This window comes from Ruegeria lacuscaerulensis, assembly GCF_013031245.1.
Classification (GTDB): Bacteria; Pseudomonadota; Alphaproteobacteria; order Rhodobacterales; family Rhodobacteraceae; genus Ruegeria; species Ruegeria lacuscaerulensis_C.
The window spans coordinates 287,650-313,805 of record NZ_WPZL01000004.1; the positions used below are offsets into that span (position 1 = coordinate 287,650).

Below are 26,156 nucleotides of genomic sequence, written 5' to 3' on the forward strand. Positions count from 1 at the left end.
GCTTAATGCGATAATCGTCTTTTGCTCAGCGCACGCAGACGCGCTTCTTTCTGGTTCTCGGATAAGCTAGCCACGGCTTGTTTGCGGCCAAATGTCAAACGCAGGGATTCCAGTGCTGACAGTTTCTGAGCCCGCAACCGGGCAAGTTCCATGTTCAATTGCCGACGCGTTGCCGACTCCCATCCATTCCATAGGACATCCGTGCCGGTAACACGGTACCCTTCTGCCGACGCGCTCTGCTGTCGGCACTGCCGTGCCTGCGCGTCCAGGCGGGCCAGTTGGTGCTGAACCCGGGCTTCCGCCTCGAGCAGAGGGCGCAAAGCGCTGTACTCCTTCTGGAACGCGGCCTCGGCAACTTTTTCGAGATCGGGAATTTCAGCCTGTCTCATCTGATCTGACCTTTTGCCCGTTTGCGCATCGCCTCGGCAAACCGGATAGCGGCTGCAACGGGACGGTAGTGTTCTTCGGAGATTTCCTGCCCGATTTCGACCGTTGCGTGCAAAGCGCGTGCGGTCGGTGGATCGGAATGAATCGGGACACCGGCCTCGGCTGCGGCCGCGCGGATCGCTGCGGCCACTTCGTCCACGCCTTTGGCTACACAGACCGGGGCGGAACCTGCTGTTCTCGCCCATTTCAGCGCCACAGCGTAGTGGGTTGGATTGACGATTAGCACGTCTGCCGTCGGAACATCCGCCATCATCTGGTTCGAGGCGATATCCTGTGCACGCTGGCGGCGCTGTTGTTTGACGTGCGGGTCGCCCTCGGCGTCCTTGGTTTCATCTTGAATTTCTTTGCGCGACATCCGGTTTTTGCGCATGTGTTCGGAGTACTGCCAAAGGTAATCAACCGCGCCAATCACCAGCGCCACAGCGATGACGATGAATAGAAAACGAAACAGCAAGTTCATCATCAACACCACGGATGACCGCGCTGGTGCCGTACTGGCGGACAGGATTTCGCTCAGATTAGAGCGCAGGAACAGCGTCAGGCAGGTGCAGTAGATCGCCAGTTTCGCGAAGCTTTTTGCAAACTCGAACAGCCCGCCGCGCCCGAATTTGTTTTTGGCGTTTGCGGGGATCGAGATACGCGACAGCTTTGGCTTCAGTTTGCTCGGCGCAAAGATCAGCGCGCGCTGCGCGATCAAGCTCAGCAGGACGGCCGCAGCGGGCAATACAAACAATATCGCGGCGGACAAAAGCGCTGTTCTGAGCATCCCTCCTACCGGGTTGGCAGAAGGACCGTCCGTAAGCAGCGGCCCAATCTCGTCGGCCTGATCGATTAACACGACAAACAGGCTTCCCATATGCTGGACGCCGAATTGCCCGGCTGCAAACAAAGCGATGAGAAATCCGGAATAGGCGGCAACAACAGAGAGGTCGTTAGATTTGGCTACCTCGCCTTTCTCCCGCGCCTTTTGAAGCTTCTGCGGTGTCGGCTCGTAGGATTTGTCGCTGTCGTCGTCCGGACCGCTCATCGTGTGCCCTCAAGCGGGTTGACCATGAAGGCGTTAAGGGCGTCGGACCAGACCGAGAGGATCAGAGGCGTGCCCGCGAACAACAAAAACAGGCCTGCGAAAGTGATAGCCGGAGCACCAACGAAAGCGACCATCAACTGCGGCATCGCCCGGTTGATAACCCCAAGCGCGAGGTTGTAGATCAGTGACGCTATGACGAAGGGCATGGCCAGCGTAAAAGCCAGTCCAAAGCTACGGGCAATTCGCTGCACCCCCCATTGCGACAGGTCAGGTGCCGCTGGGCGCGCGCCCATCGGAAACAGGGTGTAGCTGTGGATCAGAAATTGAGCCACGCGGATATGCAGACCAAGCAGCACGGCAAGGGTCAGTCCAGCCAGGGTCAGCAGATACCCCATTGCAGGGACCGGGTCGGCGGCCGCCGGACCCAGAATCTGGGACAATGACGTCGCCTGCGCAGCGATGGACCCTGCCGTTTGCAGCGCCAGCACGAACAGCCGCAGTGCCATGCCAAGGGCCACGCCAATCAGAACTTCCGTCAAAATCACGCGTGTCATCAAAGGCAGTCCGGGTTCAGCGAGCGGAACCTGCACTGCTGGGGAAACGATCAGCGTAAACGCCACCGCAATTCCAAGTTTGACGCGGGTGGGAATGCTGCGATCACCGAATGCGGGCAGCAATGAAACCATGGCTGAAACGCGCAAAAATACGGCAAAGAGCTGCAACAAACCTTCTCCCAACTGGGGCAGAAGTTCTGGTGGCAACGCGATCATGCAGGGACCGTTCCTACCAGAGCCGGGCGCGCCTCAAGCCCGATTTCCTCGAATGACAGAACCGGGTTGGCAATGCCGCGCGCGTGCATGATCGTTCGCAGCAGTCGGCGTCTCCGGGTCGATGTGACCACGGCGGGAAACAGCCCGCGATCGGCGGAGTGCGCCACGCTGTCGACCACCCCATCGGCCAGCTTGTTGAACAGGTTCGGCGGCAGCGCGACGTCCAGCCCGGCGCTGGGCGCGTCGATCTGATACGTGGTGAAGGTGTCTTCCCATTCCGGGGCGAGCTGGATCAGAGGGATTGAACCGTCCTCACGCTTCATCTCAGAGACTAGTTGGAAGCCCATCCGTTGTCGCACCAGCTCGCATATGCCCTCGGGTTGGGTCGTTGTCAGGCGCGCCTCGGCCACGCTTTCCAGGATCAGGGCCATGTTGCGGATTGAGACCCTCTCATCCAGGAGCAGGCGCAGCACCGCGTGCAACGTGTCGATCGGGACCTTGTCGGGGATCAGCTCGTCCAGCAGCTTGCGGTTGGCTTCGGCCCGGACCGGATCGCTGAGGCGGGTCATTTCGGACAACAGGCGGCGAAGAGATTTCAATGTCAGCAGGCGCGAGAAGTTCTGTTTGATGATCTCAAGCAGGTGCGTGGCCAAAATCTCGGGTGGAGAAACAATGGTGGCACCGCCCAACGCCGCGGCTTCCTGATCCTTGGGCAGGATCCATCGGGCGGGTGCACCGTAGACCGGCTCGGTCACATCATTGCCCTCGGGCAGTGTGTCGTGGCCGTCCTGCACCAGTGCCAGCACCAGATCCGGGTTCAAGACGCCGCGTGCCTGTTCGACGCCCTGCACTTTGACCACATAAGTGCCCATGGGCAGATCGGCGCGGTCGGTCAGGCGGATTTCGGGCAGGATCAGGCCAAAGCTCGAGGCGACATAAGTTCGCATATTGGCGATCCGCGCATCCAGGCCGGTGCCGGGATTCAGAACCATGCTGACCAGATCCGGTGCAAACTCCAGATGAACATCATCCAAATCCAGAATGTCCCCGATGGCTTGGGTAACCGGTGTCTCGTCCTGTGAATTCTGGGTGAGCGCCGTGGCCTCTTCGGCCTTTTGTTTGCGTTGAACGCTGTAGGCCGTATAGCCAAGCACGCCCGCGCCCAGGATGAAGGGCAGGAACGGCAGACCGGGGACCAGCGCGAACAGCATCATCAGGACGGCAACCGTTCCCAGCGCGGCCGGGTGCCGTCCCAGCTGCGAGAATATGGCATTGTCTGTCGCCCCTTGCGTGCCGCCCCGCGCCAGCAGCAGGGCTGATGCGATCGAGATGATCACCGCAGGAATTTGCGACACCAGCCCGTCACCGACGGTCAGGATGGCATAGGTCTCAAACGCTGCGGAAATAGGCATCCCGTGCACGATCACGCCCATGATCAGACCCATCACGAGGTTCAGCAGCGTGATCAGCAGTCCGGCCACCGCATCGCCTTTGACGAATTTCGATGCCCCATCAAGCGAGCCGAAGAAGGTGGTTTCCTGCTGTTCGCGCTCGCGCCGTTCCTTGGCTTGCTGGTGATCAATGGCTCCGGCGGACATGTCGCTGTCGATGGCCAGCTGTTTGCCGGGCATCCCGTCCAGTGCGAACCGCGCGCCAACCTCGGCCATGCGCGCGGCGCCCTTGGTGATAACCATGAAATTCACGATCAGCAGGACGCCGAACACCACCAGCCCGAGAAAGATGCTGCCGCCCATGACAAAATCGGCAAAGCCTTCGATCACGTCTCCGGCGGCATTTGGCCCAGTGTGGCCCTGTCCGATGATCAGTTTGGTCGAGGACACGTTCAGCGACAGCCGCAGCATTAGTGAGGCCAGCAAAATCGTCGGGAAGGATGAGAAATCCAGCGGCCGCTCGATAAACAGGGTCAGTGTGAAGATCAGGATCGCCAGCGCAAATGATGCTGCAAGGCCCACGTCCAGAACCCAGGCGGGCATTGGCAGGATCATCATCACGATGACTGTCATCAACGCCAGCGCCAGCAGAACGGTAGGGGAAAACAGGGAACGGGCGTCGATCTTGGGCACACAGAGCTCCTAGTTGAAGGGGATAAAGGCACTGGCCGTGCCCGAGTGCGGAACCAGTGATCCCAGCGCGCTGGGACCGGGACGCTGGGTATGAACAGGGATCAGAGGGGCCGCAGCGGTAGTGAACGGGTCGCGTGCGACCCGTTCCGGTGTGGCAGGCAGGTCCTGATCCAACCGGGCCAGAACTTTCTCAAAACGACCGGAATAGGCATTCGCCAGTGAAGGCGTGCGGGAATGGTAGGCCCCCACGGCGGCGTGCCATGATCCTAGTTCGGCATACAGGTCTTTCAGGAACCGGGCCGCGTAGGCTGCGTTTTCATCCGGGTCGAACATGGCGCCAATGGATCGGAACGCCTTGCCGTGCCAACGGTAATTGATCTGGAAACAGCCGATGTCAAAACTGCGTTTACCCGACCTGAAAATGTTGAATACATAGGATTTTGCTTCCAACTCGGAACTGAACCAATATCCTTGTCCCTCCACGTTGATGGCCCAGGGCCAGGGCTCCAGCCGTCCATCCCTGATCCGCCCCGTTTCCACCCGCGCGATTGCGCGAAGAACATCCAGCGGCACGCCTTCGGACTGGGCGGCACGTGCGGCGGCGGTGTCGCAGATACCGGCTGTCCGGTCATCGGGCAAGGCGAAACCCCGTTGCGCCGCAAGCAGTGCAATGAAACTCAGTGCAAGAAACAATCGATTGGGCATTCTGCCGGTCCGGGATTCTGATCAGTCCCGGCCAAGCTAGGCGCGCTTCGGTTTACATAGGGTTATCAGCCACTCAGATTCGATCAATCCGACGGCCGAACACAACGCTGGTATTGGTGCGCAGAACGCCGGGGATTTTGGCCAGTTCGTCGACCAGAATGTCCAGATCCTCGATTCTTGGCGCCTCGGCGGACAGCAGCAGGTCGAACTCGCCATTGATCGACAGGCACAGTTTGACCTCGGGGTAAGCCTCAAGCCGTTTTATGATCCGTGTCGTCTCTTTTTGCTGCACCTCCAGCAGGACGACGACCTGAACGCGGGGGGCGTCCTCGGGGCTTTTCAGAACCACCGAATAGCCGGCGATCACGCCACGCTCTTCCATCCGTTTGATGCGCTCAATCACGGTAGTCCGGGCCACGCCCAGTTTCGCGGCGATCTTGGTGGTCGATTCGCGGGCGTTGTGTTGCAGGGCGGCGATGATGCGGCGGTCAAGCTGATCCATGATAGTCAAGGTGTAGAGCAGATTGACGGGGGGGCTCAAGACGTGTCAGCGCGTTCTTTTGCAACAGCTTTCTGATCGAAGCGCGGCCAGATGAGTAATGCTGCAACCAGTCCGGGCACAGCGGCGAGTGTCATCCAGGCAAGTGTTGCCGCCGTGCTTGTTGTCGTCATGATCCAGCCAGCCATTGGATACAGAACCAGCCAGCAGGCGTGGGACAGTGTGAACTGAGCGGCGAATACCGCCGGTCGATCCTCGGGCAGGGCCGACCGGGTCAGCAGGCGGCCCGAGGGCGTCAGGATTGCGGAATATCCAAATCCGATGCAGGCCCAGAGCACCGTAAGGCCGGTCAGCGATATAGGAGAAACCGCGAACAGGCCGCCGGACACACCCATAGCAAAGGTTCCGAAAACCGCTCCGGTTAACATGACACTGCGGTCCTTGTACCTGTCCAGAAGGGACGGCAACGCGAATGCGGCCAGCATGGAACCGCCGCCAAACCCGGCCAGCGCGATGGCAACTGCGCTTTCCGACAGACCCAGGTTGGCGCGCACGATGACAACGGTGTTTACGATGATCATCGCGCTCAACGCGGCGGCCGTCCATGTGAGTGCGAGCAGGCCGCGCAAACGGGGTGTGCCCAGATAGATGCGGATACCGCGTGTCGTGCGATCATATACTCCCCGGCGATGTGCCGGTTTGGGCGAGGGTAGGGCAACCGATATCACCAGCAGGGACGAACCGAGGAATCCCAGGCTGGTACCCCAAAACAAGCTGTCGAAGCTGACAAACAGCAACAACGAAGCGGCCAACATCGGGCTGATCAGGCTTTCCATGTCATAGGCAAGCCGCGAAAGAGACAGGGCCTTGGTGTAGTCCTGCTCGTCGGTCAAGACATCCGGAACGGTGGCCTGAAAAGCCGGGGTAAACCCGGCCGAGGCCGATTGGAGAACAAAGATCAGGACGTAGACCTGCCAGATCTCGGTCACGAAGGGCAGACAAGCCGCCACGATTGCGCGGATCAGATCCAGCACTACAAGCATCCTGCGCCGGTCAAGCCGTTCTGCGAATGCTGCAGCTATCGGTGCTATGAGCACATAGGCCACCATCTTGATCGTCAGTGCCGTGCCCAGAACCAGCCCTGCAGCGTCGCCGGCCAATTCATAAGCCAGCAAACCCAGCGCAACGGTTGCCAGACCGGTTCCGGTCAGTGCCACGACCTGAGCGGCCAGCAAATGGCGGTATACGCGATTTTGCAGGACGCTCAGCATGACTCACAGATACTTGGTGATGGCTTTGAAGTCTTCGATGTCGCTCCGGTCATCTTCGGCCACAGGTGACAGGCAATGATCGATGTGATCGTGAATCAAAACCCGTTTGGCGTTGGTGATCGCCTTTTCAACGGCAAAAAGCTGCTGGGCAATGTCGGTACAGGGTGCCTGGTCATCCAGCATTTCAATGACTTTCGCCAAGTGGCCATGCGCTCTTTTGAGGCGCGCTTTGATCTGCGGATGGGATTCGTGGATGGGCTGTGTCATGCTATATCCCTATCCTCCCCATGAGGATATTGTCAATTGATCACAGCGCCGTTAACAGGGATCATACCGATAGCGTTGAGTTTGCGGACCAAACCTCCTATCTCGGGGGCGATACCGCATAAAGGAAGACCCCTGTGGCGAACCATCTCTATAAAAACGACCTGCCGGACGGGTTGGATCTGGGTCCTGTTGTGGCCATTGACTGCGAAACCATGGGGCTGAACCCGCATCGCGACCGCCTGTGCGTGATCCAGATGTCGGGCGGTGACGGCAACAGTCACATTGTACAGGTCGAAAAGGGGCAGACCGAGGCCCCGAACCTGTGTGCGATGCTAGAAAACCCGAACGTGCTGAAGCTGTTCCATTTCGGCCGGTTCGATATCGCCGCGATGTACCACACCTTCGGCGCGCTGGCCGCGCCGGTTTATTGCACCAAGATCGCCAGCCGTCTGGTGCGCACCTATACCGACCGACACGGGCTAAAAAACCTGTGTCAGGAGCTGATCGGCGTCGATATTTCGAAGCAGCAGCAGATGAGCGACTGGGGCGCAGAAACGCTGACGGAAGCTCAGCTGGAATACGCTGCTTCGGACGTGCTTTACCTGCATCAATTGCGTGAGGCGCTGGATGGGCGCCTGGCGCGCGAGGGCCGCGCCGAGATGGCGCAGGCCTGTTTTGACTTCCTGCCGATGCGTGCGAAACTTGACCTCGCCGGTTGGCCCGAAACGGATATCTTTGCGCACTCATGACCGATACCGAAGCATTCCTGAGAACCGCCCGACAGGTCGTCACCGACGAAGCCCGCGCGCTGGACGTGATGGCCGAAGGGCTGGATGAACACTTTGCCGAGGCCGTGCAACTGATCCTGCAGGCAACGGGTCGCATCATCATCAGCGGCATCGGTAAGTCGGGTCATATCGGCCACAAGATTGCCGCCACGCTGGCCAGTACCGGAACGCCCGCCTATTTCGTGCACCCGGCCGAGGCCAGCCATGGCGATTTGGGTATGGTGTCGAAAGATGATGTCGTTCTGGCGATTTCCAACTCGGGCGAAGCGCCGGAACTGGCCAATTTGCTGGCCTTTACCCGTCGGTTCGGCATTCCGCTGATCGGCCTGTCCAGCAAACCCGAAAGCACGCTGATGCGACAAGCGGATGTGCATCTGCTGATCCCCTCGATGGGTGAGGCGTGCGGGTTTGGCATGGTTCCTTCGATCTCAACCACGCTGACCTTGGCAATGGGCGACGCACTTGCGATCGCGCTGATGAAATACCGGGATTTCAAACCCGAAGATTTCCGCGCTTTCCATCCCGGCGGCAAGCTGGGCGCGCGGCTCAGCACCGTGCGCGACCTGATGCACACCGGATCGGCGCTGCCGCTGGTGGCGGCGGATACCCCCATGAGCGAGGCGCTGATCGAAATCAGCCAGAAAGGCTTTGGCGTGGCTGGTGTGACTGATGCAAAGGGGCAACTGGCCGGAATCATCACCGACGGCGACCTGCGCCGTCATATGGACGGTTTGCTTGAAAAGACAACCCGGCAGGTGATGACGGAAAACCCGACCACAATTGGCCCGGACGCCTTGGCCGAAGAGGCTGTGGGCGTCATGAACGACCGCAAAATCACCTCGCTGTTTGTGGTTGCGCCGGGTGCGGACACCCCGGCCGAGGGGCTGCTGCACATCCATGATTGCCTGCGCGTCGGGCTGGGTTAGGCGGAGGACGGATCGGTGGATGGTCACTCGCGCATGGTACAATTCTTCAAGGTGTTGCTGCCGCTGGTGGCCATCCTGATGCTGTCCACCGTGTTCCTGCTGTCACGAAGCATCGAAACCAATGTGACCGTCCCCTTCTCGCAACAGGACATAGACGAGCGGCTGGCCGATCAGGTGGTAACGCAGCCGAATTACCGCGGCACTACCCGCAAAGGTGAAGAGGTTCAGATCGAGGCGACCCGGGCGATGCAGGGGACTGAGGGGTCGGCTCCGACCGCGGCAGAATTCCGTGGCCGCATGGGTCTGTCGAATGGCGGCGTGATAACGCTGGATTCCAATACCGGTGTGATCCGGCCCGACAAGAACACCGCGACTTTTGTCGGTGATGTGGTCATCACTTCGACCGACGGTACCGAAATCACGACTGATCTGCTGAACACTGCACTGGACGAAATTCGGGGGAATACGCCGGGTCAGGTTAACGGTACCGGGATCATCGGCAACTTTTCTGCGGGTCGTATGACTTTTGGGACTGAAAAAAAGGATGGCCCGGTCCATATTATTTTTACAGACGGGGTGAAATTGATATATGAGCCTCAAAAAGCAGAAAGATAACCTGTGTTCAATTTTCGTTTTGCCCTTGTTTGCTGTGCTCTGGTAACCAGTGCTTTCTCTGTTTCGGCACAGGAGGCGCAAGAGGCACAGGTTGCGTTCGGTGCTGTGAAAGCCGATCCGAGCCTGCCGGTCGAGGTTACGTCGGAAAAGCTCAACGTGAATCAGGAAGACGGGTCGGCCGAATTTCTTGGTGATGTTATTGTCATCCAGGGTGAAATGCGTCTAACGGCAGAACGCGTGCTGGTCATCTACAATGAAGAGCGTTCGGGAATTGAACGCATGGAAGCGACCGAGGATGTGGTCCTCGTCAGCCCTCCCGATGCGGCCGAGGGCGACTGGGCGGAATACACCATCGACTCGGGTGAGATCGTCATGAAAGGCAACGTGCTTCTGACTCAGGGGCCCAGCACAATCAGCGGCGATCAGATGAACGCTGACCTGACGGCTGGCACGGCGACGATGACCGGCAATGTCAAAACCATCCTGCAACCGGGAGGCAACTGATGGCGCGGCCAAGTCTGACCGTGGCTGAGGGCAATTCTGGTCTCAGGATCGAAAAGCTGCGGAAATCCTACCGCAAAAAGACCGTGATCCGGGATGTGTCCATGACCCTGGACCGGTCCGAAGTCGTGGCGTTGCTGGGACCGAACGGATCGGGCAAAACCACGACCTTCTATTCCGTGGCCGGGCTGGTTTTTCCCGAGGCGGGCACCGTCACGATTGACGGGCAGACGGTCACGACCTTGCCGATGTATCGCCGCGCGCGGCTTGGGATCGGTTATCTGCCGCAGGAGATGTCGATTTTCCGCGGTATGAGCGTCGAAGACAACATCGCCTCGGTTTTGGACATCACCGTCAGCCATGCGCATCGCCGCAAGGAACGGCTGGAGGAATTGCTGTCGGATTTCTCGATCGAACACCTGCGCCGCGCGCCTGCGCTTGCCCTTTCTGGTGGCGAGCGACGCCGGGTCGAGATTGCACGCTGTTTGGCGGCTGATCCGAAATATCTGTTGCTGGATGAACCATTTGCAGGTGTCGACCCGATCAGCGTGGGCGATATCCGTCATCTTGTTGCGGATCTGAAAAAACGTGGGATCGGCGTGTTGATCACGGACCATAACGTGCGGGAAACGCTGGAGATTGTGGACCGCGCCTACATCCTGCATGACGGTCAGGTTCTGATGTCCGGCACCCCGGACGAAGTTGTCGAAAATGAAAACGTGCGCCGCGTCTATCTGGGCGAAAATTTCCGGATTTCATAGGGTTGGGCAGAAATGCGCCGGGTGCATGGCGGAAATCACGTATATACACTCCTGTTTTGATTGACTCTTCCGCCGTCTCTTGCCTCAATTGGCACATGGCATTTCCTCGGTTCCCGTCTGGATCACGATGCCCCTTCTCCGAAGGGCAAACGATGCGGCTACCGCAGGATATGTCGATATCCCCCACCCGATAAAAAGAAGTGCGTCATGTAACGTGACGTCAGAATGGGTGTGAATTGTGAAGGAGATCACATGCGTTACCAAATCAGCGGAAAACAGATCGACATCGGTGCAGCGCTTCAGACTCACGTGCAAACCGAACTAGGCGAAGTCGTGGGTAAATATGCCCAGCGTCCGACTGATGCCAATGTCGTCTTTTCCCGTTCAGCGCATGAATATGTATGCGAAACTACAGTGCATCTTTCCACTGGTCTGACCGCGCAGGCCAAGGCTCACGCAACCGAGATCTATGCGGCGTTTGAGGGATGCTGCGATAAGATGGAGACACAGCTTCGCCGGTATAAACGGCGGCTAAAAGACCACCACAAGGATCGTTCTGAACCTGTTGAACTCTTTGGGGCATCGTCCTATATCCTCGCCTCTGACGGGTTTGAGTCGGCTGATGAACCCGACTCTCTGCAACCGATGATTGTGGCTGAGATGGAAACCAAGATCCCATCGCTGAGTGTCGGTGAAGCCGTTATGCAGATGGAACTGGCTGGCGCCCCGGTGCTGGTGTTCCGGAATGAAAACAAGGACGGATTGAACGTCGTATATCGCCGGGATGACGGCAATATCGGCTGGATCGATCCGTAACAGGCAAGAATAGCAAGGCACGCCCCTGCGTAAGCGGGGGCCTCGCCATGGAGCGTGAACATGGAGCTTTCGAGCATACTGAAGCCCGAAGCAGTGCGAGTACTGTCTGCGGCTTCCAGCAAGAAGCGGCTGTTTCAGGAAATTGCCGATGTCGCAGAAGCGACTCTCGGACTTGATGCTCAGGTCGTTGTTGACGGGTTGTTGGAGCGTGAAAGCCTGGGGCCAACTGGCGTCGGTCACGGCGTTGCGTTGCCACATGCACGTATGTCCGAGCTTGAGTCTGTCTCGGGTGTGTTCCTGATGCTGGAAAAACCGATTGATTTCGCTTCGGTTGACCGGCAGCCCGTCGATATTGCCTTTGCTCTGTTTGCCCCCGAAGAGGCCGGGGTGGATCATCTGAAGGCGTTGGCGCTGGTGTCCCGTACTCTGCGCGACACAGCGGTTTGCACCAAACTTCGGGCCAATCCCGATCCGGTCAAACTCTATGCGATTCTGACAGAAGCCCAATCAATGCAGGCGGCCTGAACCGACCTGACATCAACTACGGCAACAAAAAAGCCCCCGAGTTTCGGGGGCTTTGTCATTCAGATATTCGGCGTGTTCAGCCACCGGCGCCCATTTCGAGCGTCCACCAGATTTTGCCGCCGCCTTCCTGATGCCAGGCAAACCCCATCTGAGTTGCCTTTGGATCCAGAATCACCGCTCGGGGACCTGGTTCCTGCATCCATGCGGCCAGTGTTTCGGTTTCGGTCTCGTAAGTTTCAGAAATCGCTTCACCCAGGAAGGTTCCAAAATACCCGACGCGCTGAGCACGATCCAGGGGCGACGATCCGTCCGACCCGAAATGCCAGGGGCGATTTTGCCGAGCCATATCCTTTGAGTGCGTCGCCGCAGCTGCGTTCAACTGCGCGTTCAGCTGAACCGGCTGTAGCCCTTGCGCCTGACGCAGCGCGTTGACCGAATCGAGCATGCGGAACTGAAGCTTTTCGGGATTGCCCCGGATTTTGTAGACCGTAGGCAATGGTTGGCCATCCACCCCGTAAGTTGGGGTGCTGCTGGGTGTGCATGCGGCCAGCCCGATAAAGCAGGCAAACAGTAAGGAAAGAAAACGCGTCATGATCGACCTGATAATTGTGTTGACCTACGGCATAGCGCGACAAACGGCCCTGAGCAAACGTACATTGACTCTGCTCTGCGTGATTCTGCCGGTTTGATTTGCGACTGAAGCATTCTGGCAATAGAATGTGGCAGATTTTCAGACTGGCCTTAGCAAAGGACCACCCAACATGGTCAAAAAACACATTCGCCCCTCTACCCGCCGTGGATTTCTGGCCGGAGCGTCGGCCCTGCTGGCGTCACCCGCGATTGCCCAGTACATTCCCGGCGACCCGTTGCGTCCCGCGCCCGAGCCGGAACCGCAGGTACGTCGCAACATCTCGGGATTTCGCGCGTTGGACTGGCAACCGTATTTTTCCAACACGAATAACGGGGCCATTCTTGTCGATACTGTCTCGCGCGCGCTGCATTACTGGTCCGAGGATCAGCGCGTATACAAACTTTACCCGTCCTCCGTGCCCTTGACCGAGGAACTCACCCGACGTGGTCGCACCAGCGTGATCCGCAAAGTCGAAGGACCCAGCTGGTCGCCGACGCCGTCGATGAAGAAAAGAAACCCGGAATGGCCAGATTATATCCCGCCGGGTCCCGATAACCCATTGGGAACGCACGCTTTATATCTAGGCTGGAAATACTATCGTATTCACGGAACGCATGATACGCGCAAAATCGGACGCAGATCGTCTAATGGATGTATTGGCCTGTTCAATGACGATATCGCCGAGCTGTTCTCAATGGCGCAGGTTGGCACGCAAGTGTTGCTAATTTGACGACATTTTCGCGCACGAACCCGCTTGCGGCGCAAGTTGCAATTGCATTCCAGCCGGATAGCTGATTAGAAAAAAACACGAGGTAAGTCTTGGGTGTGCGGTTTCGCTATTTGGAACCGTGCAAATTCTGGAGGTTAATATGAAGAAACTCGTTCTCGCCGCTGCACTGACTGCTGCTGCTTCGACCGCTTATGCTGGCAACCTGGAAGAGCCGATTGTTGAGGCGCCGGTTGTTGTTGAGGAAACTCAAGGTACGTCGCAAGGCATCATCCTGCCGCTGATCCTGCTGGTCGTCGTTGCCGCAGCTGTTGCAGCAAGCTAATTTGACGAGCGAAATCTAGAGAAAAGGCGGTGGATCTCTCCACCGCCTTTTTTCATGCCTGCCTGAGGGAGCCGGTCAGTCCAGCCAGCCCTTCAAATTGTCTTCGATTACCTTGCCCAGTGCGGCGATATGCGAATCATCGTCGTTCAGGCAAGGAATGTAGGTGAAGGTTTCGCCTCCGGCGTCCTCAAAGCTTTCCCTGATCTCTTCATTGATCTCTTCCAGCGTTTCTATGCAATCGGCTGAAAACGCCGGTGCGATGACGGCGATGTTCTTCTTTCCCTGACGCGCCAGTTCGGCCACGTGATCGACGGTATAGGGTTTCAGCCATTCCTCAGGCCCGAATCGCGACTGGAAAGTCGACGCCAACTGGTCGTCGGACCAGCCCAGCCGTTCCTTCAGCAATCGGCTCGTTTTTGCGCATTGGCAATGATAGGGATCGCCCTGCTGCAAATACCGCTCTGGCATACCGTGGTAGGAACAGACCAGAATGTCCGGTTTCGATTCCATCGCGGTATAAGCCCGCTCAACCGAGCCCGCCAGCGCATCGATATAGGCCGGTTCGTCGAAATAGGCGGGCACGGTACGGGTGGCGGGTTGCCAGGCTTCTTCCATCAGGGCGCGAAAGAACTGGTCGTTTGCCGTGGCTGTCGTTGCGCCCGCGTATTGCGGGTAGAGCGGAAAAAACAGAATGCGATCGCATCCTGCTGCCACCATCTCACGCACCTTGGATTTGGTCGATGGGTTGCCGTAGCGCATGCAGAACTCGACCATCACCTGATCGCCATAGCGCGTCTGCATCGCGTCGCGCAGCTTGTCGGTCTGGTCTTTGGTGATCGTCATCAGCGGGCTTTCGCCCTTGTCGTGGTTCCAGATCGACTTGTAGGCCTCGCCCGAGCTGAAGGGGCGCTTGGTCAGGATGATACCCTGCAGGATCGGCTGCCACTTCCACTTGGGATAGTCGATCACACGCTGATCCGACAGAAACTCGTTCAGGTATCTGCGCATGGGCCAATAACTGTAATCGTCCGGCGTACCGAGATTGGCCAGCAGGATGCCGACGCGGCCCATCTTGACCTTGGGGTGGTCAGCGGGGGCATGATCGGGGCGAGTGGCGTCAAACATTTTTGAGCTTCCTGAGATTTCTCTGTTCCGGGGTGAGATAACCGGAAATGTCCGCCCGTCAATTGGACAGTTTGCCTTCTTTCGTGCCCAGCGCGTCGGCAAGCCGTGCTTGCGCTGATCCGGGCCGCAAGGGCTTCTGCTGGCTGTCGTCGGGCGACCAGCCGGTCAGGCAGATCAGTTCGAACGTTGCCGCCAGCCGTCCTTGAGGGGTTGAAAAATGGTCTGAATAGACCTCTTGCGCCCGTTCAAACACCCTTCGCCGGGTCAGGTGCTTCACACGTCCCGACAGATTGTTTGTTTCCCCCATTGCGCGCAGATCGTGCATCAGGTGGGTCAGGTCGCGGTATTCCACCGTCAATCGCGCTGTGTCCGCCACGGGCAGGGCCAGCCCTGCCCGCTGCAGCAGCCCGCCCAGGTCGCGCAGTTCGGCCATCGGAGCGATGCGGGGGCTGAGGCCTCCGGTCACTTCGATTTCGGCCTGTCCGAGTGCCGCGCGCAACTCGTGTAAGGTTTCGCCGCCCAGGCACACCACCAGCAACAACCCGTCAGGGTGTAGAGCACGGTGGCACTGGATCAATTGCCCGACAGGATCATTGGCCCAATGCAAACCCATCGCATGAATCACCAGATCATGCGCGCCAGGGTTCAGGGCCAATACCTCATCATCAGCAGTGATCTCAGCTTCTGGCAACGCATCGCGCCAGATCTGCGCGAAGGGTGTCACAATCGCTGGTGCCGTAAAGGTTTTGTTAACCATGGAGAGCCGATCCTGAACCTCGTCCACGGCGGCGCGGTGCAGGAACAGGGCCTCGTCCCGTGCGCGGGTGCGGTGCAGGGCAAGGGCCGGGCGGTCAAACAGAGAGGGTGCGGTGGACTCGGGCGGTTTCATAGGGCGCAACTATCGCATGTGGCAGCGGATTCAAACCGCTGTCGAACTGATCTACCCGCCGCGTTGTCTGGGATGTGGTGAATTGACCGAGGCGGACTTCGGTCTGTGCGGCCCCTGCTGGCGCGAGACACCCTTTATTGGCGGGGTCGTGTGCGAAAGCTGCGGCGTTCCCCTTCCGGGGTTGGCGGATGGCCACCGGATCGAGTGCGATGACTGCATGGCATCTCCGCGCCCGTGGCAGGACGGTCGTGCGGCACTTTTGTATAGCGGCAAGGCTCGGTCGCTGATTCTGGCGCTGAAACATGGAGACAGGCCGGAACTGGCCCGCCCGGCGGCCCGTTGGATGGCGCAAGCGGGGAGAGAGCTGTTTCGGGATGACATGCTGATTGCACCAGTGCCGCTGCATTGGTCACGGCTGCTTAAACGCCGTTATAATCAGTCGGCATTGCTGGCGCAGCAATTGGGGCGCCGGACCGGGCTGGACGTGTGCCCGGACCTTCTGGTCCGACGGGTGCGGACGCCGGTTCTGGACGGCAAGACCGCGGCGGAACGTACAGAGACGTTGGAAAACGCGATTACTGCCCATCCCAGGCGAAGGCGCAGAATGCAGGGCCGCGATGTTCTGTTGGTCGATGACGTCATGACCTCGGGCGCAACACTGGCAGCCTGCGCGCGTGTCTGCCTTGCATCCGGCGCAAATCATATTTTCGTGTTGACCCTAGCGCGCGTTGCCAAGGATGCCTAATTCGCCCAAGATTGCGCGAAACTCTAAGGTACGGAATATGAAACCGGTTGAAATCTATACCTCGCCGCTCTGCGGTTTTTGCCACGCGGCCAAACGCCTGCTGAATCAGAAAGGCGTCGAATTCAAGGAAGTCGACGTACTAATGCATCCCAAACGCAAGCCTGAAATGATCCAGCGCGCGGGCGGTAAACGTACCGTGCCGCAGATTTTCATCGGCACCACGCATGTAGGCGGTTGTGACGACCTCTATGACCTCGAGCGTCAGGGTAAGCTGGATCCATTGCTGGCGGCCTGATGAAAACCGCGCTGCTGCAAATCACCTCGTCGGACGATCCGGCCGAAAATCTGGACATGGTGCGCGCCATGATGGCCGAGGCGGCTAATCAGGGCGCACGGTTCATCCTGACGCCTGAAGTGACGAATTGCGTGTCCACCAGCACGACGCGGCAGCGCGAAGTTTTGCAGCACGAAGAAGATGATAACACGCTGGCGGGGCTGCAAGTGCAGGCCAAATCCCTTGGCGTGTGGTTGCTGATCGGCTCGCTGGCGATCAAGACCCATGATGCAGATGGTCGATTTGCCAACCGGTCCTTCATGATCGGCCCGAAAGGGCAGATCGTGGCGCGGTATGACAAGATCCACATGTTCGATGTGCAGGTCTCCGAATCGGAGACTTTCCGCGAATCCAAGAATTACCGACCGGGAGACCAGGCTGTGATTGCCGAGACCGATTTCGGCAAGGTTGGTCTGACCGTATGTTACGATATTCGGTTTCCCCACCTCTATGCGGCTTTGGCGCAGGCGGGCGCGCAAATTCTCACCGTACCGGCGGCGTTTTCACCGGTGACAGGGGCGGCGCACTGGGAATCGCTATTGCGTGCGCGGGCTATTGAAAACGGCTGTTGGGTGCTTGCGCCTGCGCAAACAGGTGAACATCCGAAAACCCGTGGAAAAACACGCTATACTTACGGTCACAGCATGGTTGTGGCCCCGTGGGGCGAGGTCGTCATCGACGCAGGGATCGATCCGGGCATTCACTTTTTCGATTTGGATGATAGTTCTGTGACAGAGGCGCGCCGCCGTGTGCCCTCGCTGACTCACGCTCGTTCCTTTGATGGGCCCTGATCCAGAACCGGACCATGACTGACGAAACCAATGCCCTGGCGGTCGCGCTGTTCAGCGAGATCCTGACCGCAGATCAACTATTGCGCAACCGGTTGAGCCGGGTGCTGCCCAAGGGCATGGAGATCTCGCATTTCTCGGTGCTGAACCATCTGGTCTTTGTCGGCGACGAACGCAGCCCGGCGCAGCTGGCCAATACGTTTCACGTCACCCGGGGGGCGATGACCAACACGTTGGCCAAGCTGGAATGGGCCGGGTACATCCATATTCGCCCCGACTGGGACGACGCCCGCCGCAAGATGGTCGCTATCAGCCCCGCAGGGCGGCGGGCGCGTGATCAGGCGATTTCCTCGATTGCGCCTCTGATCAACCGTGTGGTCGGAGAACTGGGCCTGGAACGCGTGCGCAGCACGTTGCCGGTGCTGCGCGATCTGCGCATCCAATTGGAAGACGACTAGCGTCAGCCTGGTTTCACACTGGCTGTGACGTAGTTCACGCTCAGGTCCCGGTCCGAGATCGACCAGTTCCAGAGAATCGGGTTGAACACAAACCCCTTGCGGTCAACCGGGTCCAGGCCAGCCTGACGCAGTAGATCGAACAACTCGTCTGGGGTGATGAACTTGTTCCATTCATGGGTGCCGCGCGGCAGCCAGCGCATGATGACCTCGGCCCCGAATATGGCCATCGCATAGGATTTCGGGTTGCGGTTGATGGTCGAACAAATCAGCAAACCACCCGGTTTCAATAACTGCTGCGATGCGGTCAGGAACTCTGCTGGATCGGCCACGTGTTCGACCACTTCCATGTTCAGGACCACGTCAAACTGTTCGCCTGCGGCTGCCATCGCTTCTGCTGTGGTGTGGCGGTAGTCGATTTCCAGTCCGGATTGTTCGGCGTGAATGCGCGCGACGGGCAGGTTACCCTCGGCGGCGTCCGCACCAACAACTTCGGCCCCAAGTCGGGCCATGGGTTCGCTCAGCAAGCCGCCGCCGCAGCCGATATCCAGCAAACGCAGGCCCTCGAACGGATTCGGGGCTTTCAAATCACGGTCAAATTCGCCTGCGATTTGCCCAGTGATATAATCCAGGCGGCAGGGATTGAGCATGTGCAAAGGCTTGAATTTCCCATGCGGATCCCACCATTCCGCGGCCATCGCTTCAAATTTTGCGATCTCGGACGGGTCCACCGTGTTCGGATGCGCTTGCATTCCTGTCTCCGTGTGCTCTTTTACGTGTAAGGACTATATAGGGCCATAATGGACAAGTACCCGGACCAAAAGCGCGCAGTTCAATATCTGTACCCGCCGATCGACCCGTTCGATCAGCGCATGGTGGATATGGGCGAAGGCCACCGCATATATATGGAACAATGCGGCAATCCCAATGGGATACCGGTTGTGATTCTACATGGCGGGCCGGGTGGCGGATGCAGCCCGGCGATGCGACGCTATTTCGATCCGAGTGTTTACCGGGTGATTCTGTTCGATCAGCGCGGCTGTGGCCGGTCGCGACCTCATGCCTCGGTCATCGACAACACGACCTGGCATCTGGTGGCCGATATCGAACGGCTGCGTACCCTGTTGGATATCGACGACTGGACGGTGTTCGGCGGTAGTTGGGGGGCGACTCTGGCGCTGATCTATGCGCAAACACACCCGGACCGGGTGAACCGGCTGGTTCTGCGCGGGGTGTTTCTGGCGACGAAAGCCGAGCTGGACTGGTTCTATGGCGGCGGTGCGGGAAAGTTCTGGCCCGAGCAATGGGCGAAGTTTACCTCATTGCTGTCCAAAGCTGAGTTGTCCGACACGATCGGTGCGTACAACAAGCGCCTGTTTTCGGGTGACCGCGCCACAGAGATTCTCTACGCGCGGGCTTGGTCGGCGTGGGAAAACGCGCTGGCTTCGATCCATTCGCAGGGCGCGACAGGGGAAAGCCCCGGCGAATATGCACGCGCTTTTGCACGGCTTGAAAACCACTATTTCATGAATGGCGCTTTCCTTGAGAAAGACGGACAGATTCTGGATCGGATGGATAGAATTGCCCATATCCCTGGGCACATTGTGCAGGGACGCTATGACATGATCTGCCCGCCTCAGGCGGCGTGGAACCTGGCAGAGCGCTGGCCGAATGTAGAGCTGAAGATGGTCCGTCAGGCGGGCCACGCCCTGTCCGAACCTGGAATCAGCGCCGAACTGGTGCGCGTCATGGATCGCGTGGCGGAGGGTGTGGCATGACCCGGATCGACCGCCGTGCTCTGTTTGCTTCGGGTGCCGCCGCTGCTTTGCTGACAGCGACCGGGGCTTCGCTGGCGGATACACCGAAATCGGGTGGAACGCTGCGTCTGGCGGTTCCGCGAGATGATAGTCTTGAACAGGTGGCACGCGGCGCGGTATTCGACACATTGACCGAGATTGCGCCCGACGGCACGTTGCGCGGAGAACTGGCCACCAGTTGGCAGACTGATGCAGAGGCGCGAGTCTGGCGATTCGATCTGCGCGCGGACGTTCTGTTCCACGATGGTGCCGCTCTGACCGTTCAGGATGTGCTCGCGGTATTGAACGAAGTTGGCCGGGCCGAGGCGTTGACCATCAATCAAGTGCGTTTGGAGCTGGCCGAGGCCAACCCGGGTCTGCCGTTTCTTCTGGCCGACAACCAGTTTGTCATTACCCGAGACGGGCAGGGCGTCACGCCGTTGCAAGCGGCGAACGGCACTGGGTGCTATCGTGTGGAGCGGGCCGAAGACGGTCGCCATTTCCTTGGGCGCAAAGTAGTCGGACATTATAAGGCCGGGTCCGCAGGCTGGGCTGATGCGGTGGAAATCATCGTCATCCCCGACGCGAGCGTGCGGGCCGAAGCCCTGCGGGACGGTTATGTGGACGTCGCAGCCTTACCGGCTGCCGACGGCCTGAAGGGCCGGCGGGGCGTGCGCTATCATCCCAGCGAGTCGGACATGACGCTGGCCATGGCGTCGCATGTGGGTATGCCGCGCCACATCGGAGCAGCCCGCGCTTTGGACGATGGCCGCATCGCCGAACGGTGGTGGCTGGCGTAATTCCGTTCACGAATCCTGCCGGGGGTTGCAGTTTCGGGAAACCCTGCGTATATGCAGTTTCAACAGCGGCGCGTTGGACTTCTGGTCCAAGGCTCCACCGGAAAATTCGACGGGCCGCGCGCCCGTTTTTTTGTGCCCGTTCGAAGGGTAGAGCACCAGATGACAAACGACCTGATAGCCAAAGCAGCCATCGACCGGCGACTGGCCGAGATCATCACCCCCGTGATTGAAGATCTGGGGTATGAACTGGTCCGCATCCGCCTGATGAGCGGCAAACAGACCACGCTGCAGATCATGGCTGACAAGCCCGACGGCGGTATCGAAGTGGACGATTGCGCCGAGATTTCGAACGCGGTCAGCGCCACGCTGGATGTCGAGGACCCGATCCTTGATGCCTACACGCTGGAAGTGTCCAGCCCCGGCATCGACCGCCCTCTGACCCGTCTCAAGGACTTTGAGACGTTCGAAGGGTATGAGGCCAAGATCGAGACCGCCGAGCTGATCGACGGCCGCCGCCGCTTTAAGGGTGAACTGGCCGGGATCGAAGGGGATGAGGTTCTGATCAACATCCCCGAGGGGGCTGAGACGATTACCATCGGTCTGCAATTCGACTGGCTGAGCGACGCCAAGCTTGTCCTGACCGATGACCTGATCAAGGAAATGCTGCGCCAGCGCAAGGACGCCGGTGCCCTGAACGAAAACGCTTTCGACGAGATTGAGACCGAAGGGTCCGAAGAGGAGACGAACTGATGGCAATCACCTCAGCCAACCAGCTGGAGCTGCTGCAGACCGCCGAGGCCGTGGCCCGCGAAAAGATGATCGACCCCGGTCTGGTCGTCGAAGCGATGGAAGAATCGCTCGCCCGCGCCGCCAAGAGCCGCTACGGCGCCGAGATGGACATCCGCGTCAGCATTGACCGCAAGACCGGCAAGGCGACCTTCACTCGCGTCCGCACCGTGGTCGAGGATGAAGAGTTGGAGAACTACCAGGCCGAGATGACCGTCGAACAGGCCAAGCAATATATGGAATCGCCCGAGGTTGGTGACGTCTTCGTAGAAGAGGTTCCGCCGGTCGAGATGGGCCGTATCGCTGCGCAGTCCGCCAAGCAGGTCATTCTGCAAAAGGTCCGCGAAGCCGAGCGTGATCGTCAGTACGAAGAATTCAAGGATCGTGCAGGCACCATCATCAACGGTGCCGTCAAGCGCGAAGAATTTGGCAATGTCATCGTCGATCTGGGCGGTGCCGAGGCCGTTCTGCGCCGCAACGACAAGATCGGCCGCGAAAGCTATCGCCCGAATGACCGCGTGCGGGCGTATATCAAAGAGGTCCGCCGCGAGGTCCGTGGCCACCAGATCTTCCTGTCGCGCACCGCGCCGGAATTCATGGCTGAGCTGTTCAAGATGGAAGTGCCTGAAATCTATGACGGCATTATTGAGGTTAAGGCCGTGGCCCGTGATCCCGGTTCACGCGCCAAAATCGCCGTTATTTCCTATGACGGTTCGATCGACCCTGTTGGCGCCTGTGTTGGTATGCGCGGCAGCCGCGTGCAAGCCGTTGTGAACGAATTGCAGGGTGAAAAGATCGACATCATCCCGTGGAACGAAGATCAACCGACCTTCTTGGTGAACGCGTTGCAACCCGCCGAGGTTTCCAAAGTGGTTCTGGACGAAGAAGCCGGCAAGATCGAAGTTGTAGTGCCAGAAGAACAGCTGAGCCTCGCCATCGGTCGCCGCGGTCAGAACGTACGTCTGGCCAGCCAATTGACCAATCTGGACATCGACATCATGACCGAAGCCGAAGAATCGGCGCGTCGTCAGAAGGAATTCGAAGCCCGTACCAAACTGTTCATGGACAGCCTGGATCTGGACGAATTCTTTGCTCAGCTTCTGGTGTCCGAAGGCTTCACCAACCTCGAAGAGGTGGCCTATGTGGAAATCGACGAACTGTTGGTGATCGACGGCGTCGATGAAGGTACCGCGCAGGAGTTGCAGACCCGCGCCCGCGAATTCCTGGAAGCACAGGCCAAGGCGGCGCTGGACAGCGCCCGTGCGCTGGGCGCCGAGGACAGCCTTATTGAATTCGAAGGCCTGACGCCCCAGATGGTAGAGGCGCTGACAAAGGACGACGTGAAAACGCTTGAGGACTTTGCCACCTGTGCCGACTGGGAACTGGCTGGCGGCTGGACCACGGTCGATGGTGAGCGTATCAAGGATGACGGTGTGCTTGAGCCCTTCGGTGTTACTCTGGAAGAGGCGCAGGATCTGGTCATGACCGCGCGTATCATGTTGGGCTGGGTCGATCCGGCCGAGTTGGAACAAGCCGAAGAAGAAGGCGAAGCAGTAGACGAGGAGGCCGAGGCCTGATCTCAGGCCTCGGGTGGCGCGCATGGGTCGCGGTGGCGTCCATAAGGATCGGTCCGAAGGGCCTGAACGCAAGTGCATCGCCACGGGCGAGATTCAACCTAAATATGGGTTGATACGCTTTGTGACGGGGCCGGACGGTCAGGTCTTTCCGGATGTCGCGGCGAAACTACCGGGACGCGGGGTCTATGTGGCGGCGGATCGTGCCGCCATGGACAAGGCCGTGGGCAAGAAACTGTTCGCGCGTGGGTTCAAGGCGCAGGTGACCGTACCGCAGGATCTGGCCGATGAGGTCGAGCGGCAGGTCTCGCGCCGGGTGATTGAGTTGCTGAGCCTTGCCCGAAAGTCCGGCGACGCGGTCGCGGGCTATGAAAAGGTCAAGACGTGGTTGGACCGGGAAGAGGCGAGTGTCCTGATTCAGGCAGCCGATGGATCGGGGCGCGGCAAGTCGAAACTGAGCACGCCGCACTTCGGTAAATACATCGGCTGGCTGACGGCGGACGAATTAGGACAGGCATTTGGGCGCCAAACCGTGATTCATGCGGCGCTGGCCTCTGGCGGACTCGCCAAACGTGTTGTAGAGGAAGCGCAGCGCCTGCGTGGCTTGCGCGAAACGGATGACGGCGGCAGGGGCCGCGCGGAAGGGTAAGAAGCTTTATGAGCGATAATGACGGCAAAAAGACATTGGGTCTTCGTGGCGGGGCACGCCCCGGAAATGTGAAACAGAGTTTCAGCCACGGGCGCACCAAGAATGTCGTGGTGGAAACCAAACGCAAGCGCGTGGTGGTTCCCAAGCCGGGTGCCGGCAAACCGGGTGGCGGAGCTGCGCCATCGGGTGATCCGTCACGCCGCCCCGCGGGTATCTCTGACGCGGAAATGGCACGCCGCATGAAGGCGCTTCAGGCTGCCAAGGCCCGTGAAGTCGAAGAGGCTGCCGCGCGCGAAGCCGCCGAAAAGGCGCGCGAGGAAGAACGCGCCCGCCGCCGGGCGGAGCAGGAAGCCAAGGAACGCGAGCAGCGTGAGGCCGAAGAACGTGCCCGTCAGAAGGCGGAAGAGGAAGAGCGCAAGCGCAAAGAGGCGGAAGACGCTGCCAAACGCGCTGCTGCTGCCCCGGCCCCCGAAGAGCCCAAAGCGGCCCGTGCTCCGGCTAGCAAACCGGCACCGGCTGCGACTCCGCGCAAGCAGGAGCGTGAACGCGAGCAGCGTGGCCGCGGCAAAGGGCGTGATGACAACCGTCGTTCGGGCAAGCTGACACTGGGTCAGGCAACCGGTGGCGAAGGCAACCGGCAGCGTTCGATGGCGTCGATGAAGCGCAAGCAGGAGCGTGCGCGTCAAAAAGCCATGGGTGGCCCGGTCGAGCGGGAAAAGGTAATCCGCGACGTGCAGCTGCCAGAGGCGATCACGGTATCCGAGCTGGCCAACCGTATGGCCGAGCGCGTGGCCGATGTGGTCAAGTCACTGATGCAGATGGGTATGATGGTTACTCAGAATCAGACCATCGACGCCGATACCGCCGAGCTGATCATCGAAGAATTTGGCCACAAGGTGACCCGCGTCTCTGATTCGGATGTTGAGGACGTCATCAAAGAGGTCGAAGACGACGATGCCGATCTGAAACCGCGTCCGCCGGTCATCACCATCATGGGTCACGTTGACCATGGTAAGACCTCATTGCTGGATGCGATTCGTGACGCGCGTGTTGTTGCGGGTGAGGCCGGTGGCATTACTCAGCATATCGGCGCCTATCAGGTGAAAACCGATGGCGGTACAACACTAACCTTCCTGGATACGCCGGGCCACGCGGCCTTTACCTCGATGCGTTCGCGTGGGGCCCAGGTGACGGATATCGTTGTTCTGGTGGTTGCAGCCGATGACGCGGTGATGCCGCAGACCATCGAGGCAATCAACCACGCCAAGGCGGCCGAAGTCCCGATGATCGTGGCGATCAACAAGGTCGACAAGCCTGATGCGAATCCGGACAAGGTGCGCACCGATTTGCTGCAGCATGAAGTGATCGTTGAGAAGATGTCCGGTGAGGTACAGGACGTCGAAGTGTCCGCCGTAACCGGCCAGGGTCTGGACGAGCTGCTGGAAGCCATCGCGCTTCAGGCCGAGATTCTGGAACTGAAAGCCAACCCCAACCGCGCCGCTCAGGGTGCTGTGATCGAGGCGCAGCTGGACGTGGGCCGTGGTCCCGTGGCAACCGTTCTGGTTCAGAACGGTACGCTGCGTCAGGGCGATATCTTCGTTGTGGGTGAGCAGTACGGTAAGGTCCGCGCGCTGATCAACGACAAGGGCGACCGCGTGAAGGAAGCCGGCCCGTCGGTTCCGGTCGAGGTTCTGGGTCTTAACGGTACGCCCGAGGCCGGTGATGTTCTGAACGTGACCGAGACCGAAGCGCAAGCCCGTGAGATCGCCGAATACCGTGAACAGGCGGCCAAGGACAAACGTGCCGCCGCTGGTGCCGCGACCACGCTTGAGCAGCTGATGCAGAAGGCCAAGGAGGACGAGAACGTCACCGAACTGCCGATTCTGATGAAGGCGGATGTGCAAGGTTCGGCCGAGGCCATCGTTCAGGCGATGGAGAAAATCGGCAACGACGAAGTACGCGTGCGCGTGCTGCACTCGGGCGTAGGGGCGATCACCGAGACGGATGTCGGGCTGGCAGAGGCCTCCGGCGCACCGATTTTTGGCTTCAACGTCCGTGCCAACGCATCGGCGCGGAACACGGCGAACCAGAAGGGTGTGGAAATCCGTTACTACTCGGTGATCTATGACCTGGTGGATGACGTGAAAGCTGCCGCATCCGGCCTCCTGAGCGCCGAGATCCGTGAGAAGTTCATCGGCTACGCCGAGATCCGCGAAGTCTTTAAGGTCACCGGTGTGGGCAAGGTTGCCGGCTGTCTGGTCACCGAAGGCGTGGCGCGTCGTTCCGCGGGCGTCCGCCTGTTGCGCGACAACGTGGTGATCCACGAAGGCACGCTGAAGACGCTGAAGCGCTTCAAAGACGAAGTGGCCGAGGTTCAGTCGGGTCAGGAATGCGGTATGGCGTTCGAGAACTACGACGACATCCGCCAGGGCGACGTGATCGAAATCTTCGAGCGCGAAGAGGTCACCCGCACGTTGGATTGATCCGGGCATTTACCGAAACAGAAAGCAGCGGCTCATTCGGGCCGCTG

The 26,156-nt window shown here is 59.3% G+C and carries 31 protein-coding genes; 19 read left to right on the plus strand and 12 right to left on the minus strand.

The features are described from left to right. Window positions 1–2 precede the first annotated feature (2 nt). From GOX66_RS07855 to GOX66_RS07890, 8 genes are all read right to left on the minus strand, one after another. Window positions 3–389 carry a hypothetical protein gene (locus tag GOX66_RS07855; RefSeq protein ID WP_174822674.1) on the minus strand — a complete coding sequence of 129 codons (387 nt, stop codon included), beginning with the start codon at window positions 387–389 and terminating at the stop codon, window positions 3–5. Then, the gene (locus GOX66_RS07860) at window positions 386–1,474 is read right to left on the minus strand and encodes an EscU/YscU/HrcU family type III secretion system export apparatus switch protein (RefSeq protein ID WP_170761313.1); all 1,089 of its coding nucleotides are present in this window, start codon (window positions 1,472–1,474) and stop codon (window positions 386–388) included. The genes GOX66_RS07855 and GOX66_RS07860 overlap by 4 nt, the downstream gene beginning before the upstream one ends. Next, window positions 1,471–2,244 carry a flagellar biosynthetic protein FliR gene (locus GOX66_RS07865; RefSeq protein WP_170761315.1) on the minus strand — a complete coding sequence of 258 codons (774 nt, stop codon included), beginning with the start codon at window positions 2,242–2,244 and terminating at the stop codon, window positions 1,471–1,473. Before GOX66_RS07865 ends, GOX66_RS07860 begins: the two co-directional genes overlap by 4 nt. Then, on the minus strand, window positions 2,241–4,268 hold the full coding sequence (flhA, locus tag GOX66_RS07870; protein ID WP_174822690.1) for a flagellar biosynthesis protein FlhA: 2,028 nt from the start codon (window positions 4,266–4,268) through the stop codon (window positions 2,241–2,243). Before flhA ends, GOX66_RS07865 begins: the two co-directional genes overlap by 4 nt. A 69-nt stretch (window positions 4,269–4,337) precedes the next feature. Then, window positions 4,338–5,033: a lytic transglycosylase domain-containing protein gene (locus tag GOX66_RS07875; RefSeq protein WP_170761319.1), complete on the minus strand. Its 696-nt coding sequence runs from the start codon at window positions 5,031–5,033 to the stop codon at window positions 4,338–4,340. A 73-nt stretch (window positions 5,034–5,106) separates the two neighbouring features. After that, window positions 5,107–5,574 (minus strand): Lrp/AsnC family transcriptional regulator, encoded by a 468-nt coding sequence (locus GOX66_RS07880; RefSeq protein ID WP_237212537.1) that lies wholly within the window; start codon window positions 5,572–5,574, stop codon window positions 5,107–5,109. After that, on the minus strand, window positions 5,571–6,803 hold the full coding sequence (locus GOX66_RS07885; RefSeq protein ID WP_170761321.1) for an MFS transporter: 1,233 nt from the start codon (window positions 6,801–6,803) through the stop codon (window positions 5,571–5,573). The genes GOX66_RS07880 and GOX66_RS07885 overlap by 4 nt, the downstream gene beginning before the upstream one ends. 3 nt (window positions 6,804–6,806) lie before the next feature. Next, window positions 6,807–7,070 carry a metal-sensing transcriptional repressor gene (locus GOX66_RS07890; RefSeq protein WP_170761323.1) on the minus strand — a complete coding sequence of 88 codons (264 nt, stop codon included), beginning with the start codon at window positions 7,068–7,070 and terminating at the stop codon, window positions 6,807–6,809. A gap of 134 nt (window positions 7,071–7,204) precedes the next feature. On the opposite strand from GOX66_RS07890, the gene GOX66_RS07895 reads away from it, so the two are divergent. The 7 genes from GOX66_RS07895 (at window position 7,205) to GOX66_RS07925 (ending at window position 12,002) form a co-directional block, all read left to right on the plus strand. After that, window positions 7,205–7,819, plus strand: coding sequence for a ribonuclease H-like domain-containing protein (locus GOX66_RS07895; protein ID WP_170761326.1), 615 nt, complete (start codon window positions 7,205–7,207; stop codon window positions 7,817–7,819). Then, window positions 7,816–8,784: a KpsF/GutQ family sugar-phosphate isomerase gene (locus GOX66_RS07900; RefSeq protein WP_170761328.1), complete on the plus strand. Its 969-nt coding sequence runs from the start codon at window positions 7,816–7,818 to the stop codon at window positions 8,782–8,784. The genes GOX66_RS07895 and GOX66_RS07900 overlap by 4 nt, the downstream gene beginning before the upstream one ends. Before the next feature lie 33 nt (window positions 8,785–8,817). After that, window positions 8,818–9,399: an LPS export ABC transporter periplasmic protein LptC gene (gene lptC, locus GOX66_RS07905; protein WP_174822675.1), complete on the plus strand. Its 582-nt coding sequence runs from the start codon at window positions 8,818–8,820 to the stop codon at window positions 9,397–9,399. Window positions 9,400–9,438: 39 nt separating this feature from the next. Further along, entirely contained in the window at window positions 9,439–9,903 is a 465-nt protein-coding gene (locus GOX66_RS07910; RefSeq protein ID WP_174822692.1) for an LptA/OstA family protein, read from the plus strand. Then, the gene (lptB, locus tag GOX66_RS07915) at window positions 9,903–10,661 is read left to right on the plus strand and encodes an LPS export ABC transporter ATP-binding protein (RefSeq protein WP_170761334.1); all 759 of its coding nucleotides are present in this window, start codon (window positions 9,903–9,905) and stop codon (window positions 10,659–10,661) included. Before GOX66_RS07910 ends, lptB begins: the two co-directional genes overlap by 1 nt. A gap of 252 nt (window positions 10,662–10,913) precedes the next feature. After that, a complete protein-coding gene (hpf, locus tag GOX66_RS07920; protein ID WP_170761337.1) occupies window positions 10,914–11,477 on the plus strand; it encodes a ribosome hibernation-promoting factor, HPF/YfiA family in 564 nt (187 codons plus the stop codon). Window positions 11,478–11,537: 60 nt separating this feature from the next. Continuing rightward, on the plus strand, window positions 11,538–12,002 hold the full coding sequence (locus GOX66_RS07925; RefSeq protein WP_170761339.1) for a PTS sugar transporter subunit IIA: 465 nt from the start codon (window positions 11,538–11,540) through the stop codon (window positions 12,000–12,002). A 76-nt stretch (window positions 12,003–12,078) separates the two neighbouring features. Here GOX66_RS07925 and dalA read toward each other — a convergent pair whose 3' ends face one another. Next, on the minus strand, window positions 12,079–12,594 hold the full coding sequence (gene dalA, locus GOX66_RS07930; protein WP_170761340.1) for a divisome-associated lipoprotein DalA: 516 nt from the start codon (window positions 12,592–12,594) through the stop codon (window positions 12,079–12,081). Window positions 12,595–12,763: 169 nt separating this feature from the next. Between dalA and GOX66_RS07935 the strand changes: the two genes are divergently transcribed. Together GOX66_RS07935 and GOX66_RS07940 are read left to right on the plus strand one after the other, a co-directional pair. After that, the gene (locus GOX66_RS07935; RefSeq protein ID WP_170761342.1) at window positions 12,764–13,363 is read left to right on the plus strand and encodes a L,D-transpeptidase; all 600 of its coding nucleotides are present in this window, start codon (window positions 12,764–12,766) and stop codon (window positions 13,361–13,363) included. A 139-nt stretch (window positions 13,364–13,502) separates the two neighbouring features. After that, window positions 13,503–13,685 (plus strand): hypothetical protein, encoded by a 183-nt coding sequence (locus GOX66_RS07940; RefSeq protein WP_170761344.1) that lies wholly within the window; start codon window positions 13,503–13,505, stop codon window positions 13,683–13,685. A gap of 75 nt (window positions 13,686–13,760) precedes the next feature. Here GOX66_RS07940 and hemH read toward each other — a convergent pair whose 3' ends face one another. Together hemH and GOX66_RS07950 are read right to left on the minus strand one after the other, a co-directional pair. Further along, window positions 13,761–14,810 carry a ferrochelatase gene (gene hemH, locus GOX66_RS07945; protein WP_170761345.1) on the minus strand — a complete coding sequence of 350 codons (1,050 nt, stop codon included), beginning with the start codon at window positions 14,808–14,810 and terminating at the stop codon, window positions 13,761–13,763. Between the two features lie 58 nt (window positions 14,811–14,868). Next, complete coding sequence (locus GOX66_RS07950) at window positions 14,869–15,699, minus strand: methyltransferase domain-containing protein (protein WP_170761347.1); 831 nt, start codon at window positions 15,697–15,699, stop codon at window positions 14,869–14,871. Window positions 15,700–15,715: 16 nt separating this feature from the next. Here GOX66_RS07950 and GOX66_RS07955 point away from each other — a divergent pair, with 16 nt between their 5' ends. From GOX66_RS07955 to GOX66_RS07970, 4 genes are read left to right on the plus strand one after another with little or no spacing between them, the layout of a single operon-like run. Beyond that, window positions 15,716–16,444: a ComF family protein gene (locus GOX66_RS07955; RefSeq protein ID WP_170761454.1), complete on the plus strand. Its 729-nt coding sequence runs from the start codon at window positions 15,716–15,718 to the stop codon at window positions 16,442–16,444. A gap of 37 nt (window positions 16,445–16,481) precedes the next feature. After that, a complete protein-coding gene (gene grxC / locus GOX66_RS07960; protein WP_170761350.1) occupies window positions 16,482–16,739 on the plus strand; it encodes a glutaredoxin 3 in 258 nt (85 codons plus the stop codon). Beyond that, the gene (locus GOX66_RS07965; protein WP_170761351.1) at window positions 16,739–17,569 is read left to right on the plus strand and encodes a carbon-nitrogen hydrolase family protein; all 831 of its coding nucleotides are present in this window, start codon (window positions 16,739–16,741) and stop codon (window positions 17,567–17,569) included. Before grxC ends, GOX66_RS07965 begins: the two co-directional genes overlap by 1 nt. Before the next feature lie 14 nt (window positions 17,570–17,583). Continuing rightward, the gene (locus tag GOX66_RS07970) at window positions 17,584–18,024 is read left to right on the plus strand and encodes a MarR family winged helix-turn-helix transcriptional regulator (protein ID WP_170761353.1); all 441 of its coding nucleotides are present in this window, start codon (window positions 17,584–17,586) and stop codon (window positions 18,022–18,024) included. Window positions 18,025–18,026: 2 nt separating this feature from the next. Here the strand turns inward: GOX66_RS07970 and ubiG are convergent, their stop codons facing one another. After that, on the minus strand, window positions 18,027–18,773 hold the full coding sequence (gene ubiG / locus GOX66_RS07975; RefSeq protein ID WP_170761355.1) for a bifunctional 2-polyprenyl-6-hydroxyphenol methylase/3-demethylubiquinol 3-O-methyltransferase UbiG: 747 nt from the start codon (window positions 18,771–18,773) through the stop codon (window positions 18,027–18,029). Between the two features lie 48 nt (window positions 18,774–18,821). Here ubiG and pip point away from each other — a divergent pair, with 48 nt between their 5' ends. From pip to infB, 6 genes are all read left to right on the plus strand, one after another. Further along, window positions 18,822–19,799: a prolyl aminopeptidase gene (gene pip, locus GOX66_RS07980; protein ID WP_170761357.1), complete on the plus strand. Its 978-nt coding sequence runs from the start codon at window positions 18,822–18,824 to the stop codon at window positions 19,797–19,799. Further along, on the plus strand, window positions 19,796–20,617 hold the full coding sequence (locus GOX66_RS07985) for an ABC transporter substrate-binding protein (RefSeq protein WP_170761359.1): 822 nt from the start codon (window positions 19,796–19,798) through the stop codon (window positions 20,615–20,617). The genes pip and GOX66_RS07985 overlap by 4 nt, the downstream gene beginning before the upstream one ends. A gap of 159 nt (window positions 20,618–20,776) precedes the next feature. Further along, window positions 20,777–21,367, plus strand: a complete 591-nt coding sequence (gene rimP, locus GOX66_RS07990) for a ribosome maturation factor RimP (protein WP_170334691.1) — start codon at window positions 20,777–20,779, stop codon at window positions 21,365–21,367. Then, complete coding sequence (gene nusA / locus GOX66_RS07995; protein WP_170761361.1) at window positions 21,367–22,980, plus strand: transcription termination factor NusA; 1,614 nt, start codon at window positions 21,367–21,369, stop codon at window positions 22,978–22,980. The genes rimP and nusA overlap by 1 nt, the downstream gene beginning before the upstream one ends. A 22-nt stretch (window positions 22,981–23,002) precedes the next feature. After that, entirely contained in the window at window positions 23,003–23,626 is a 624-nt protein-coding gene (locus GOX66_RS08000) for an RNA-binding protein (protein ID WP_170761363.1), read from the plus strand. A gap of 8 nt (window positions 23,627–23,634) precedes the next feature. Further along, entirely contained in the window at window positions 23,635–26,109 is a 2,475-nt protein-coding gene (infB, locus tag GOX66_RS08005; protein WP_170761365.1) for a translation initiation factor IF-2, read from the plus strand. The last annotated feature ends 47 nt before the right edge of the window (window positions 26,110–26,156 follow it).